This window comes from Providencia sp. PROV130 (assembly GCF_028482225.1).
Taxonomy (GTDB): Bacteria; Pseudomonadota; Gammaproteobacteria; order Enterobacterales; family Enterobacteriaceae; genus Providencia; species Providencia rettgeri.
The window spans coordinates 49,348-64,214 of the sequence record NZ_JAMPQC010000032.1; the positions used below are offsets into that span (position 1 = coordinate 49,348).

Sequence of the window (14,867 nt, forward strand, 5' to 3'; positions counted from 1 at the left end):
GAAAATAATCGTCAAATACACTCACAGAATTTAGTTAACTCAATACGTTAAAACAGACAATACTATGACTGATAAGCAAAGTTTCGAATCCCATACACCAATGATGCAGCAGTATCTAAAACTAAAAGCACAACATTCAGACATACTGCTGTTTTATCGCATGGGTGACTTCTACGAACTGTTTTTTGATGACGCTAAAAAAGCCTCTCAATTATTGGATATTTCCCTCACTAAGCGGGGGCAATCTGCAGGGCAACCGATCCCTATGGCCGGTGTTCCCCACCATGCTGCCGAGGGTTACTTAGCCAAATTAGTACAAATGGGGGAATCCGTCGCCATTTGTGAGCAAATTGGCGACCCAGCCACCAGCAAAGGGCCGGTTGAGCGCCAAGTAGTACGTATTGTCACCCCGGGAACTATCACCGATGAAGCGCTATTAAATGAAAGGCAAGACAACCTGTTAGCCGCAGTATGGCAAGACCAACAAGGTTTTGGTTTCGCAACGTTAGATATCACCTCAGGGCGTTTTATTATTAGTGAAATCGCCGATGAAGAAGCACTGCAAGCTGAGCTGCAACGCACCCGCCCGGCTGAACTTCTGTATCCAGAAGACTTCGCCAGTATGGCATTAATTGAACACAATAAAGGCTTGCGCCGCCGCCCATTGTGGGAATATGAGCTTGATACGGCAAAACAACAGCTCGGTTTACAGTTTGGTACGAAAGATTTAATCGGCTTTGGGGTTGAAAATGCCCATAAAGCGCTCAGAGCTGCGGGTTGCTTATTACAATATGTGAAAGACACACAACGCACGTCACTGCCCCATATTCGCAGCATTGTGATGGAAAAACAAAATGATAATGTCATTTTAGATGCAGCAACTCGTCGCAATTTAGAGATCACCCAAAACCTTGCAGGTGGCACAGAAAACACACTCGCCGCCATTTTAGATAGGTGTGTGACTCCGATGGGTAGCCGTATGCTAAAACGTTGGTTACATACCCCATTACGTAACATTCAAATATTAAATAACCGCCAACAAGCTATCAGTGCACTGCAAGAATGCGGCTTTGAATTACAACCATTTTTACGTCAAATCGGCGATTTAGAACGGGTATTAGCGCGCTTAGCGCTGCGTTCCGCTCGCCCACGTGACTTAACCCGTATGCGTTACGCATTCCAGCAATACCAAGATATTCATCAAATACTGAGCCAATCGAGTAGTTCGTATTTACAAGCCCTTCAAAATCGTATTGGCCAGTTTGATGAGCTACAAGACTTACTTGAAAAAGCCATTATTGATGCACCACCCGTGTTGGTACGTGATGGCGGTGTTATCGCCCCAGGTTATAATAGTGAGCTTGATGAATGGCGCGCCCTTGCTGATGGAGCAACTGACTACCTCGATAGGCTCGAAATACGCGAAAGAGAAAAATTGGGGATCGATACCCTAAAAGTGGGTTATAACGCTGTTCATGGCTACTATATTCAAGTTAGCCGAGGCCAAAGCCATTTAACACCTATCCATTACGTCCGTCGCCAAACGTTAAAAAATGCGGAACGCTATATCATTCCTGAACTCAAAGAGTATGAAGATAAGGTATTGACATCAAAAGGAAAAGCGTTAGCCATTGAAAAAGCACTGTATGATGAGTTATTTGACATGCTATTACCTCATCTTGCTGCGCTGCAAACCAGTGCCGAAGCTCTCGCTGAGTTAGATGTCCTAGCCAACCTAGCTGAAAGAGCACAAACTCTAGGTTATGCTTGTCCACAACTCACTGAAAAACCAGGTATCCAAATTACTGAAGGTCGCCATCCTGTGGTTGAACAAGTACTCAGTGAGCCGTTTATCTCCAATCCGTTATCACTATCGCCACAACGTCGTTTATTGATCATCACAGGTCCAAATATGGGCGGTAAAAGTACCTATATGCGCCAAACAGCATTGATTACCCTGTTAGCGTACATCGGTAGTTTTGTCCCTGCAAGCAAAGCGGTGATAGGCCCAATCGACCGTATTTTTACCCGCGTCGGTGCCTCTGACGACCTTGCATCTGGCCGTTCAACCTTCATGGTCGAAATGACAGAAACCGCGAATATTCTTCATAATGCAACAGAACATAGCTTAGTACTGATGGATGAAATTGGTCGCGGTACTTCAACCTATGATGGTCTTTCCCTTGCTTGGGCTTGCGCCGAAAACTTAGTTAATAAAATCAAGGCAATGACGTTATTTGCAACGCATTATTTTGAATTAACAACACTACCTGAAAAACTCGAAGGTGCGGTCAATATTCACCTAGATGCTATTGAGCACGGTGATACCATTGCCTTTATGCATAATGTTCAAGATGGCGCCGCCAGCAAAAGCTATGGCCTTGCTGTCGCTTCTCTTGCGGGTGTACCAAAAGATGTGATTAAACGGGCAAAACAAAAGCTTAAAGAACTCGAAGTTATCTCAAACAATGCCAATGCAAGTCATGTAGATAGCGCCCAGCTTAGTTTTTTAACCACAGAAGATGCTGAACCCTCACCCGTACTCAGCGCATTGGAAGGGATTGACCCAGATAAGCTCACACCCCGCCAAGCTCTAGATTGGATTTATCGGTTAAAAGATATGGATAACTAAGATGGATGAGTATACACAATTACTCGCACCAATCAGGCAGTTTTTGCAATGTGAAACGCCTGATTTGTGGGTAGAAAAAGCCAGTTTGCCTGAGAACTTGCCCATTATTTTAAAAGATCATCTGTTATGTGAATTAAAAGCCGCGCAAAGTGCGATGTTTTTAATTCGCAAGTATGCTGTCGATAAAGAAAGTGCTGCAGTGCTACTTGAATGGTTTAAACCTTATGAATCATTTGCTTATGACAGGGTTGGTGACATCCATACATTAAGAAACAAAAATCAGGTTTCTAAACAAATATTGGCAAAAAAACAATCACCTTATAGCCAAGATTTAATTGATAAAATGGTCTTGCTGATCAAAGAAGAGCTTCATCATTTTTACCAAGTTTTAGAGATTATGCATGAACGTAATATTCCATACGATGGCATCAATGCAGGCCGTTATGCTAAAGGGTTGTTGAGCCATATCGACCCTCACGATCCAAAAACCTTAGTTGATAAACTAATTATTGGTGCTTATATCGAAGCGCGTTCTTGTGAGCGCTTTGCTAAACTAGCCCCATTTCTTGATGAACAGCTGGCAAATTTTTATATTTCGTTATTACGCTCAGAAGCTCGCCACTATCAAGATTATTTACACTTAGCGCAATTAATTAGCAAACAAGATATTACTGAGCGAGTTAATTATTTTGGTACTATTGAAGCAGAATTAATTTCGACACCTGATGATGATTTTAAATTTCATAGTGGACTCCCCATTAACTAAGTTCATTCTTTATTACTTATAAATAAAAGGCCCCTATAAACCTTAGCTTATAGGAGCCTTTAGCTATCTAATTAACACCTTACATATTAAATAGCGACTCTAGGGTCAACTCTTCACCATGTAAAATATCCTTTAATCGCTTTAAACCTTCAACTTGGATCTGGCGAACACGTTCTCTTGTTAACCCAATTTCACGGCCAACTTCTTCCAGAGTCTCAGCTTCATAGCCTAAAAGCCCAAAACGTCGTGCCAAAACCTCCCTCTGTTTTGGGTTCAATTCATATAACCATTTAACAATATTATCTTTTAAGTCATTATCTTGAATTGTATTTTCTGGACCTGAATCATTATCATCAGACAATACCTCAAGCAAAGATTTCTCTGAGTCCCCTGCAATTGGTGTATCAACAGATGTGATACGTTCATTTAAACGTAACATCCTACTGACATCTTCAACAGGTTTATCTAGCTGCTCAGCGATCTCTTCGGGGCTTGGCTCATGGTCCAACTTTTGGGCTAATTCACGTGCAGTACGAAGGTAAATATTGAGTTCTTTAACGATATGAATAGGAAGGCGAATAGTTCGAGTTTGGTTCATGATAGCGCGTTCGATCGTTTGACGGATCCACCACGTTGCATACGTCGAGAAGCGAAACCCTTTTTCAGGATCAAACTTTTCAACTGCGCGAATCAACCCAAGGTTCCCTTCTTCAATCAAATCGAGTAATGCAAGGCCTCGATTATTATAACGACGTGATATTTTTACAACGAGACGAAGGTTGCTTTCTATCATACGCTGTCGTGATGCAATATCACCACGCAATGCACGTCTTGCATAGAAAACTTCTTCTTCTGCTGTAAGGAGTGGTGAGAACCCAATTTCACTAAGATAAATTTGAGTGGCATCCAGAACACGCTGATTTGTGTTCTGGAGTAAATCCATTTCGTCATCTAGCTCAGTAACCAGATCCTCTTCTTTAAACTGACTCTCGTCAAAAGTGTCATTTAAATTACTTTCATCGAGGTCATTATATAACTCGTTAACTTTCAGCGAACTTTGGCTCATCAGTGACTCCTACCCTAGATAATGCGGACAGAATGTCAAAGCACTCTGCCCAGTTTATCGTTGCGGCAAATAGCGCAACGGGTTTACTGATTTTCCCTTGTAACGAATTTCAAAGTGTAATCTAACCGAACTGGTTCCAGTACTACCCATAGTCGCTATTTTTTGACCTGCAGTGACGTCCTGCTGATCACGCACAAGCAATGTGTCATTGTGGGCATAAGCACTTAGGTAGTCATCGTTATGTTTTATAATTATTAGATTTCCGTATCCACGCAAAGCATTACCTGCGTAAACGACTTTTCCTGGCGCAGCAGCGAGCACAGCTTGACCACGAGAACCGGCTATGTCTACCCCTTTGTTCCCGCCTTGAGCGTCAGAGAAACCTTCAATCATTTTCCCATCAGCTGGCCAACGCCATTTTATTGACGAATTATTCGTGCTACTGACTGCGGTAGAAGCGGTTGTTGTCGAGGTTGTTGTTGTCGTTGAAACTTGCGTTGCAGGTTTCTTATTATTAGGCAACATTTTACCTGAGGTTTGACCACCACTATTTGCAGGATACTCATTAGTTGTTCGAAGATCAACCGCTTGCTGATGACTATTTGATGAATTTGCGGCTAATTGAGTGCTCGAGTTCACATTTGTGTTACCAATATTAATAACCTGTCCTACATTGAGGCTGTATGGTTCTGGAATATTGTTTCGCGATGCTAACTCACGGAAATCATTACCTGTTAAGTATGCAATATAGAATAGTGTGTCACCACGCTGCACCGTATAACTATTACCGTTATAACTACCTTTTGGAATACTGCCATAGTCACGGTTATAGACAATGCGCCCTTCACCATTGGTTGTTACTGGTGCTGAACTACGACTTACAGGTTGTGTATTTGAATTATTCGATATATTAGGACGAGACGACGGCATTGCCGTGCTCATACCCGTATTTGGTGACGAGGCCGGTGTCGTCCTTTGCACCGTTTGCTGGCGAGACTGACTATCATTCACACTCGAAATAGGTGCTGCTGTATGATACGGTGTAGAACAACCAGCCAATAGCGCTCCGCTAAATGAAAAGATGACGGCCCATCGAATTCTGCTTATAGGGCTAACAATTTTCATGCTTCTTCTCCCGTGAAGAAAAATCTGACGTGACAATTCAAAACAATGTCAGCAATAGAGTTATCATAAAATATTTCACTTATTAAAGCAGAAATACAAAATAGTGAACAAGTTAAATATATTAAAAATATAATAAATTGAGAGTATGACCTAACGGTTTAAGCTATTCTCTCAAATTCAGTTGGGTAAAGTATCATATTTGGAATGGTTTTACTGCTATTTGAGTTAATGAAACCTTTGCAATGATATTTTATTTAAACCCATTATAAAAATACTCAGGCTTTTATTAAATACCATTGCAAGTAGATTAAAGAAGATCGCCAGCGATCAATGGGACAAAACGAACTTTTTCGATAACATTTGTATGGTAATCATTACCTCGTCGGGTAATTAGCTTTAGTGCTTGTTCTTTATCACCGACAGGTAGAACCATTCGCCCACCGTCTTTTAATTGCCCTAATAGCAGAGTCGGTATTTCTGTTGGTGCTGCGGTAACAATGATGGCATCAAAGGGCCCTTTTGATTGCCAACCTTCCCAACCATCACCATGACGAGTTGAAACATTGTGTAAATCAAGTTGCTTCAAGCGCCGTTTGGCTGCCCATTGCAAGCTCTTCACCCGCTCAACAGAAAAAACATGCTTAACCAAGTGGGCCAATACTGCGGTTTGATACCCTGAACCTGTCCCTATCTCAAGAACGTGATCATCCGGTGCTAAAGCCAATAGCGCTGTCATTTTAGCAACAATATACGGCTGTGAAATAGTTTGCCCATGACCAATAGGTAATGGGATATTGTCATAGGCTTTATGGGAGAGCGCTTCATCCACAAACCGTTCCCGAGGAACAAGTGAAATGGCATCTAATAGGCGCTCATCGTGAATTCCCTGTTGGCGTAATTGAGCCAAAAGTTCTTTCATGAGCCCTGTTTTCATTTTACTGACACTCCTGATTTTTCGAGCCACTCTTCCACTAATGAGTGTGCTTTATAAGCGGTTAGGTCAACTTGTAATGGCGTAATTGAAACATACCCATTTTGCACAGCCTCAAAATCCGTTCCAGGACTGGCATCACGGATCTCCCCAACTGGCCCTAACCAATACAATGTATTCCCTTTTGGGTCCTCTAGGCTATACACCTCAGAGGCAGCATGACGGCTGCCACAGCGAGTGACTTTGATACCTTTAATTTCTTCGTACGGGATATCTGGTACATTTATATTTAAGATATTCCCTGCACGCAATGGGTTCTTCTGTAAGAGCGCAAGAATATCGCATGTCACTTTAGCCGCACTTTCATAATGCGTTTCCCCATCTAACGATACCGCAATTGAAGGTAAACCTAAGTGACGGCCTTCAGTTGCCGCTGCAACAGTACCTGAATAAATAACATCATCCCCTAAATTAGGGCCGCAGTTGATACCAGATACAACAATATCAGGGCGTGGACGTACCACTTTATTAACCCCAATATAGACGCAATCCGTTGGCGTTCCCTCTTGTACAGCAAGGTCACCATTACTTAGCGTTTGAATTTTAAGTGGTTTATCTAATGTTAATGCATTCGAAGCCCCACTACGATTGCGATCAGGCGCAATCACCTGAACATGATAATATTGGCGTAGTGCTGCCGCAAGAGTTTGAATTCCCGGCGCATTTACCCCATCGTCATTACTCAATAAAATCTTTAGCATCGACATTATCCTGCCCATTTTGATTAATAATTTCTCTTACAACACTGGTCGCAAAACAACCCGAGTTTAAGAAAAAATTCAGTTTTACCGTCGAGTCGTCCAACCATTCCCATTGTAAGTTTTGGGGTTTAGTTATCACCGCTCGTCTAGCTGGAGAAACTCGTTCACGCTGCATTAAAGAGATAAAAGGTTGATAATCAACTAAACACTGAGCTTCAAATGCCAGTGCTTCATCCTGAGTACCCAACTCCCCATCACCCGGTAATGGCGCGGTAATGCTTAATTCGTTGGACTCCAGGCGAGGTTGCAATGTAGCAAACTCATCTTGTGTCGCGACAAACCAACTTCCCCTGCCAGTTAATTGCAATGCGTCTCCCAACATCACGTGTTGAGCGGTATTATTTGCAATACGTTCGCTTGCCACATAGTTAAACATTGCACTACGAGCAGCTGAAAGATAGAAGCTACGCTTGTTGCGTTCACGTACGTTGATCTCTTGGTTTGCCCAACGTAACGCTTGCGTTAAATTTTGTCCATCACGCCCAAAGCGTTGTTCACCAAAGTAATTAGGCACCCCTGATAATGCAACTTTCTGTAAACGCTGTTCAACATCTTTTGCATCCGAAATATCACGCAACGTTATTTCAAACTGGTTTCCTTTCAAGGAACCAATACGTAATTTGCGTTTTTGCCGAGTGACAGCCAGTATTCGGCAGCCTTCAAGTTGCCAAGTCGAAAAAACAGGCGTTTCTTTACCTGGCATTTGCAGGCAAAACCACTGCTCCGTTACTGCATGCCTATCTTTTAAACCTGCGTAACTGACAGCTCTCGCTGAAATTTTAGCAAATTTTGCTAGTTGTTCAGCAACAAACACTGTATTACAGCCTGTTTTTTCCACACGAACCATAACGTGTTCGCCTTCGCCATCTAGCTCAAAGCCTAAATCTTCTTTGACGATAAAATCTTCAGGGACACTTTTTAACGTGCCAGAAGATAATGGCTTACCATGCAGGTACTGAACATTCATTACTTTCATTACTATTATCTTTTATTAAAAGAACAACCGCAGCACAGGCAATGCCTTCTTTACGCCCCACAAAACCGAGTTGCTCTGTTGTGGTCGCTTTTGCATTAACATCATCCATGTGGCACTCAAGATCTTCGGCAATATTCACACGCATCTGAGCGATATGTGGCAACATTTTTGGCGCCTGAGCCATGATAGTAATATCAATGTTACCAATGCGATACCCTTTGGCACGCACATGGCAAAATGCGTCTCTCAATAAAACTCGGCTATCGGCTCCTTTATATGCAGGGTCAGTATCAGGGAATAATTTACCAATATCCCCCAGTGCAGCAGCGCCGAGAATTGCATCGGTTAACGCGTGTAAGACCACATCACCGTCAGAATGCGCGAGCAAACCTTGTTCATAAGGGATACGCACGCCACCAATGATGATAGGGCCTTCGCCACCAAATTTGTGTACGTCAAAACCGTGTCCGATTCTCATTTTTTTTCCTTAGTTGTTCATTCTTGAAAGATAAAATTCCGCTAAAGTGAGGTCTTCTGGGCGTGTCACTTTTAAATTATCAGCGCGGCCAGCAACTAACACAGGTTGGTGGCCGCAATATTCTAGCGCAGAAGCTTCATCGGTGATCACTGCGTTTTCTTTCAAGGCTTTACTTAGACAGTCCCGTAATAATATTAACGGAAAAAATTGTGGCGTAAGGGCATGCCATAATGCTTCACGTTCAACTGTGTGGTCAATTAATTGACCAGCTGTTGAACTACGTTTCATGGTATCGCGCACTGGGGCAGCGAGAATCCCACCACAACAATTTTGTTCCGCTGCTAATTGAATAATTTCATTTAAATCTGATTGATGAAGGCAGGGACGCGCGGCATCATGCACTAATACCCAGCAATCTGAAAATTGGGGATTAGCAATTAAAAAATCCAGCCCCGCTAATACTGAATCAGCACGTTCTTTGCCACCAACAACCGTCACCACCCGAGGGTGATGAGAAATTTCAAGCTGTTGAAAATAATCATCTTCCGCACTCAACGCAACCACAATTTTTTGCACTTTATTATTTTCTAATAATGCACTTATGGTGTGCTCAATGATTGTTTTACCTGCAACCTGCAAGTATTGTTTTGGGCACTCTGCATTCATACGGCTACCTACCCCAGCAGCAGGAATCAGTGCAACAATTCGCGGAAGATTATTTTGTGGGGCATGGTTTGGATTTGTCATTGTTGAATTCTTACATCAGAAATTATCAGGCTAATGGGTATACTATTTTGACATCATATTACTGTGTCTATTTCTGGTTATTACTTTCTTTAACCATTCGATAGAATGACTCTCCAGGTTTGATCATCCCAAGCTCTGTTCGGGCTCGTTCTTCAATCGCATCTTGGCCATCATTTAAGTCGTTGATTTCAGCGAATAGCTGTTCATTACGCATTTTTAAGCGCGAATTTACAATTTCCTGGGCGGCGACATCATCTTTGACTTGTACGTAGTCATGTATGCCATTTTTGCCTAACCATAAGGAATACTGTAACCAAGCTAATATCGCAATTAATAGTAGCGTTAATTTACCCATCTTGCCCCCTGAAATGATTTGCTAATCATCCCATAACTCAACGATTGACGCTACTGTGATACTAAAATTGTGATAAAAAGTCAGATTAAGTCGGGTTTGAATACGCAAAATACCGCCTTATTTTACCATCGGATAAAATAAAGGAGGTATTTAAGCTGTATTAATAATCTAGCTGAATGACATGATTGTGCAATAAAAGCGCAATGATTTGGGAAAGAGAATCCGAAATGGGTTGTTGTCCATCCAGATGCAGCTCAGGGTGTTGAGGTATTTCATAAGGGGAATCAATCCCTGTGAATTGTTTTATTTTTCCTTCCCGCGCTTGTTGATATAACCCCTTGGGGTCTCGCTGTTCACAGATACTTACGGGTGTATCCACGTACAACTCAAAAAATTGCTCGGGTTCAAATAAGTCACGAACTTTCTGTCTATCCGCTTGGAAAGGCGAAATAAATGCTGTCGCAACAATTAACCCTGCATCGACCATTAACTTCGCCACCTCACCCACTCGACGAATATTTTCTTGCCTATCGGCCTCATTAAACCCTAAATCACGGCATAAACCATGGCGAATATTATCGCCATCCAATAAATAGGTTTTCATTCCCATAGACGTCAATTGGTGCTCTATTGCCCCTGCTAATGTCGATTTCCCAGAACCGGATAACCCGGTGAACCACAACACAGCACCTTTATGTCCATTATTACTCTCACGTAATTGGCGAGTTACTGCGTGTTGGTGCCAAACAATATGGTTGTCTTTTGTCATCCGTATTATTTCCCACCCAATACATCACGGGCACCCCAATGTGGGAAATGGCGGCGTACTAATTTGTTTAGCTCAATTTCAAATTCACTAAAATCACTGGGTTGTTCAAAGACAGGGGCTTGAGTTTCGCGAACTAAACCCGCGCCAACCGTCACATTTGTGAGCCTATCAATAAAAATCATTCCACCTGTGTCTGCATTACGTTGATAGTTTTCCAGTAACAATGGCTCATCAAAGGAAAACTCGACTAAACCAATCCCATTCAACGGCAGCTCTGTCGCTACTTTCTGGGTTAAATTATTGATATCAACTTGGTATTGAATATTTTCCACTTTTGCCCGACTGCGTTTTCCCGCAATTTTAATATCAAGTTGTTGGCCTTGAACTAACGGCTGTTCAGACATCCACACGACATCGACAGAGGCATGCTGCGTCGTTTGTAAGGTTTCATCTTGTGCAACAATTAAGTCGCCACGACTAATATCAATTTCATCCTCAAGCACTAATGTAATCGCTTCCCCCGGTACAGCAAAATCTTGTCCCCCTGAAAAAGTCACAATTTCTTTAATTGCTGAAGTGGCGCCTGATGGCAACACTTTGACCTTTTGACCCACTTCCACGATCCCTGCTGATAATGTCCCGCTGTATCCGCGAAAGTCTAAATTTGGGCGGTTCACATATTGCACAGGGAAACGCAAAGCTTGCTCCGAAGCTTTTTGTTCCACTTGAACATTTTCCAATATCGACAATAGCGTATCACCTTGATACCACTTAAAATTATCGCTAGTATTTACAATATTATCGCCATCTAGGGCTGAGATCGGTACAAACCATACCTTTAAATCCACAGGCAATTCCATTGCAAACTTTTGGTAATCCTGCTTTATTTTTTCAAAAATGGCTTCACTGTAATCCACCAGATCCATTTTATTGACGGCAACAATAAGATGGCGGATCCCAAGCAATGTACTAATAAAACTATGGCGACGCGTTTGTTCCTGTACCCCTTTTCGAGCATCGATCAACAAAATAGAAAGTGAGCAAGTTGATGCCCCTGTCGCCATATTGCGCGTATATTGCTCATGGCCGGGGGTGTCCGCAATAATAAATTTGCGTTTTTCTGTTGAAAAATAACGATAAGCGACATCGATGGTGATCCCCTGCTCGCGTTCAGCAGCAAGGCCATCCACCAGCAAGGCAAGGTCAAGTTTTTCCCCTTGTGTCCCTATCCGCTTACTGTCACTTTGCAAAGTTGACAACTGGTCTTGGTAAATTTGGCGAGTATCATGCAGTAAACGGCCGATTAAGGTACTTTTACCATCATCCACATTACCGCAAGTTAAAAAGCGTAATAATCCTTTATGTTGCTGCGCCAATAAATAAGGTTCTACACCACCTTGTTGTTCGATTTGATGAGCGATTGATTCATTATAAACGGCTTGTGCCATGATTTTTCTCCTGACTTTGCGTATTAACCTTGCCCACTAAAAATAACCTTGGCGCTTTTTCAACTCCATCGAAGCGGATTGGTCGCTATCAATCAGCCGCCCCTGTCGCTCACTCGTCGTAGAAATCAACATTTCTTCTATAATCTCAGGCAGCGTTTGTGCTTCTGATGGCACAGCTCCCGTCAGTGGCCAACAACCTAATGTTCTAAAACGCACTTTTTGCTGACTAATGACTTCACCCGCTTGTAGGTCAATACGGTTATCATCCACCATTAACAAAGTGCCATCCCGCTGAATAACTGGCCGTTCTTTTGCAAAATACAGGGGAACAATATCGATGTTTTCCAAATAGATATATTGCCAAATATCGAGTTCTGTCCAATTTGATAGCGGGAAAACACGAATACTTTCCCCTTTATTGACCTGCCCATTATAGTTATGCCACAGCTCAGGCCGCTGGTTTTTAGGGTCCCAACGATGAGATCGATCACGAAAAGAGTAGATCCGCTCTTTAGCACGTGATTTCTCTTCATCACGACGAGCACCGCCAAATGCAGCATCAAAACCATATTTATCCAAAGCCTGCTTTAAGCCTTCGGTTTTCATAATATCGGTGTGCTTAGCACTGCCATGTACAAACGGGTTGATCCCCAGCTTTTCTCCTTCAGGATTACGATGAACAAGTAGCTCAAAACCGTATTTTTCTGCTGTTGCATCACGAAACTCGTACATTTCACGAAATTTCCACCCCGTATCAACATGTAAGAGAGGAAATGGCAGTTTTCCCGGATAAAATGCCTTGCGTGCTAAATGCAGCATCACAGAGGAATCTTTACCAATAGAGTACAGCATGACTGGGTTAGCAAATTCGGCGGCAACTTCACGAATGATATGAATACTTTCTGCCTCTAACTGCTGTAAATGAGTCAATTTTTTGTCGTTCACGATAGCCCCTTACTTAAGCCAGTTCCAATACGGCACTGCGCCATCTGATGTCTTCGGTTTGAGAACCAAACCACGCGAGTTGTTGGTGTAATGCAGCCACTTCACCAACCACTATCAAAGCAGGAGCGGGTGCCTGCTGTGCTAATACTTCAAGCTCGTTTAATTTGCCAGTCACTACTTTTTGTTCGCGCCTAGTTCCACAGCCGATAACAGCAACAGGGGTATTTTCAGCACGGCCGAATTGAATCAACTGTTCGCTGATTTTCGCTGCCTTTACGGTACCCATATAGATAGCTAACGTTTGGTTCCCTCGAGCAAGCGCCTGCCAATCAAGTTCCATTCCATTCTCACGGCAATGACCCGTAATAAACGTAATGCTCTGTGAATGCTCACGGTGAGTCAGCGGAACCCCCGCGTAAGCAGCTGCACCAATCGCCGCTGTTACACCAGGAACCACTTGAAATGGGATCCCCGCTTGTGCCGCTACTTGTAGCTCTTCTCCCCCTCGCCCAAACACAAAAGGATCGCCACCTTTCAGGCGCACCACTTTTTTACCTTGTTGAGCAAATTTCACGATCAAAGCATTGGTTTCTTCTTGGGAAACACTGTGATTTCCTGCGCGTTTCCCAACACAAATTTTGTCAGCATCGCGACGAACTAGTTCGAGTATTTCTTCACTCACCAGATGGTCATACAAAACCACCTCTGCACTTTGTAAAACTCGCAACCCTTTTAACGTCAGTAGCCCCGCATCTCCAGGACCGGCACCGACTAAGGTTAATTCGCCATGGTTATCCGGCTTATACAATTGACGTTCCAATTGTTGTTCCGCTTCACTGAATTGCCCTTTTTCAACTAGCGAAGCAAAACGTCCACTGAAGCTTTTTTCCCAGAAGCGCTTCCTTTCACGCATACTCGTTAGTGTTTCTTTGACTTTATGACGCCAGCGGCCGGCTATTTCCGCCATTTTTCCCAAGGAAGTTGGTAGCATCGTTTCCAGTTTTTCTCTAAGTAAACGAGCCAAAACAGGTGCCGTTCCTCCTGAAGAGATCGCCACAATCACCGGAGAACGATCAATAATAGAAGGTACAATGAATGAACATAACGGCTGGTCATCAACCACGTTAACGAATATTTTCCGTTCATTAGCGTCATAGAAAACGGTTTCATTCAGTAACGCATCATCTGTTGCTGCGATAACTAAAAAAGCATCATCTAAATGAATGGATCGGTAATCTTTAGCTAACCAAACAAATTTATTTTGTTGGTGCTCCGCTTGTAACTGTGTACATAACGTCGGTGAGATGATCACTAAGTCAGCTTGTGCTTTTATTAGCAATTCTGCTTTTCGAGCTGCGACCACACCGCCGCCAATTAACACGACCTTTCGTGCGCGGACATCGACAAATAACGGTAAATAATCCATCTTGCTCACCCATCGTTATATAAACTGATTATAAGAAATATAAAATTGACTATATGGTTTCAAACAACAGGTTTGAAATGACAAAAAGCTCTTTCTTGTAACTGAAAGGAATAAGCCAAATAACCATCACAAACCCGATGAAAAATCGATAAATACAAATAAAAAATAGAACTTAGATTAAATTTAACAAGTTAACTAATTACTGATTTAATTTAATGATTAGCTTGAAATACTTTTTTAAATACAAAATTATTCCTTTGTAATTAAACAAATATTTTATTTATTTAGTTATTATTTGCTTATATTCAATACCCTAAATAATTCGAGTTGCACGTAGCCAACAACGCTGCGGCTTGAAGTATGACTAAATTAATACTCTAAA

General features: G+C 42.4%; 14 protein-coding genes. 2 read left to right on the forward strand and 12 right to left on the reverse strand.

The window, feature by feature from the left end:
* Positions 1 to 64: 64 nt before the first annotated feature.
* Together mutS and miaE are read left to right on the forward strand one after the other, a co-directional pair.
* Positions 65 to 2,632 (forward strand): DNA mismatch repair protein MutS, encoded by a 2,568-nt coding sequence (mutS, locus tag PSF28_RS20490; RefSeq protein WP_272685578.1) that lies wholly within the window; start codon positions 65 to 67, stop codon positions 2,630 to 2,632.
* A 1-nt stretch (position 2,633) separates the two neighbouring features.
* Positions 2,634 to 3,398: a tRNA isopentenyl-2-thiomethyl-A-37 hydroxylase MiaE gene (gene miaE / locus PSF28_RS20495; protein WP_210836795.1), complete on the forward strand. Its 765-nt coding sequence runs from the start codon at positions 2,634 to 2,636 to the stop codon at positions 3,396 to 3,398.
* Between the two features lie 79 nt (positions 3,399 to 3,477).
* Here miaE and rpoS read toward each other — a convergent pair whose 3' ends face one another.
* The 12 genes from rpoS to cysG form a co-directional block, all read right to left on the reverse strand.
* Positions 3,478 to 4,464: an RNA polymerase sigma factor RpoS gene (gene rpoS, locus PSF28_RS20500; protein ID WP_102140104.1), complete on the reverse strand. Its 987-nt coding sequence runs from the start codon at positions 4,462 to 4,464 to the stop codon at positions 3,478 to 3,480.
* 54 nt (positions 4,465 to 4,518) lie between these two features.
* Positions 4,519 to 5,589 (reverse strand): murein hydrolase activator NlpD, encoded by a 1,071-nt coding sequence (gene nlpD / locus PSF28_RS20505; protein WP_210836792.1) that lies wholly within the window; start codon positions 5,587 to 5,589, stop codon positions 4,519 to 4,521.
* A 307-nt stretch (positions 5,590 to 5,896) separates the two neighbouring features.
* A complete protein-coding gene (locus tag PSF28_RS20510) occupies positions 5,897 to 6,523 on the reverse strand; it encodes a protein-L-isoaspartate(D-aspartate) O-methyltransferase (RefSeq protein WP_004913875.1) in 627 nt (208 codons plus the stop codon).
* Positions 6,520 to 7,281 (reverse strand): 5'/3'-nucleotidase SurE, encoded by a 762-nt coding sequence (surE, locus tag PSF28_RS20515; RefSeq protein WP_004260729.1) that lies wholly within the window; start codon positions 7,279 to 7,281, stop codon positions 6,520 to 6,522. The genes PSF28_RS20510 and surE overlap by 4 nt, the downstream gene beginning before the upstream one ends.
* A complete protein-coding gene (gene truD, locus PSF28_RS20520; protein WP_210836791.1) occupies positions 7,259 to 8,317 on the reverse strand; it encodes a tRNA pseudouridine(13) synthase TruD in 1,059 nt (352 codons plus the stop codon). The genes surE and truD overlap by 23 nt, the downstream gene beginning before the upstream one ends.
* Positions 8,283 to 8,795 (reverse strand): 2-C-methyl-D-erythritol 2,4-cyclodiphosphate synthase, encoded by a 513-nt coding sequence (ispF, locus tag PSF28_RS20525; RefSeq protein WP_004260732.1) that lies wholly within the window; start codon positions 8,793 to 8,795, stop codon positions 8,283 to 8,285. Before ispF ends, truD begins: the two co-directional genes overlap by 35 nt.
* 9 nt (positions 8,796 to 8,804) lie before the next feature.
* Complete coding sequence (gene ispD, locus PSF28_RS20530) at positions 8,805 to 9,542, reverse strand: 2-C-methyl-D-erythritol 4-phosphate cytidylyltransferase (protein WP_272685579.1); 738 nt, start codon at positions 9,540 to 9,542, stop codon at positions 8,805 to 8,807.
* 67 nt (positions 9,543 to 9,609) lie between these two features.
* The gene (ftsB, locus tag PSF28_RS20535; protein WP_004260736.1) at positions 9,610 to 9,897 is read right to left on the reverse strand and encodes a cell division protein FtsB; all 288 of its coding nucleotides are present in this window, start codon (positions 9,895 to 9,897) and stop codon (positions 9,610 to 9,612) included.
* A gap of 160 nt (positions 9,898 to 10,057) precedes the next feature.
* On the reverse strand, positions 10,058 to 10,666 hold the full coding sequence (gene cysC / locus PSF28_RS20540; protein ID WP_210836787.1) for an adenylyl-sulfate kinase: 609 nt from the start codon (positions 10,664 to 10,666) through the stop codon (positions 10,058 to 10,060).
* A gap of 5 nt (positions 10,667 to 10,671) precedes the next feature.
* Positions 10,672 to 12,114, reverse strand: coding sequence for a sulfate adenylyltransferase subunit CysN (gene cysN / locus PSF28_RS20545; RefSeq protein WP_272685580.1), 1,443 nt, complete (start codon positions 12,112 to 12,114; stop codon positions 10,672 to 10,674).
* Positions 12,115 to 12,150: 36 nt separating this feature from the next.
* Complete coding sequence (gene cysD / locus PSF28_RS20550; RefSeq protein WP_004913887.1) at positions 12,151 to 13,059, reverse strand: sulfate adenylyltransferase subunit CysD; 909 nt, start codon at positions 13,057 to 13,059, stop codon at positions 12,151 to 12,153.
* A gap of 13 nt (positions 13,060 to 13,072) precedes the next feature.
* Entirely contained in the window at positions 13,073 to 14,485 is a 1,413-nt protein-coding gene (gene cysG, locus PSF28_RS20555) for a siroheme synthase CysG (protein ID WP_272685581.1), read from the reverse strand.
* Positions 14,486 to 14,867: the final 382 nt, after the last annotated feature.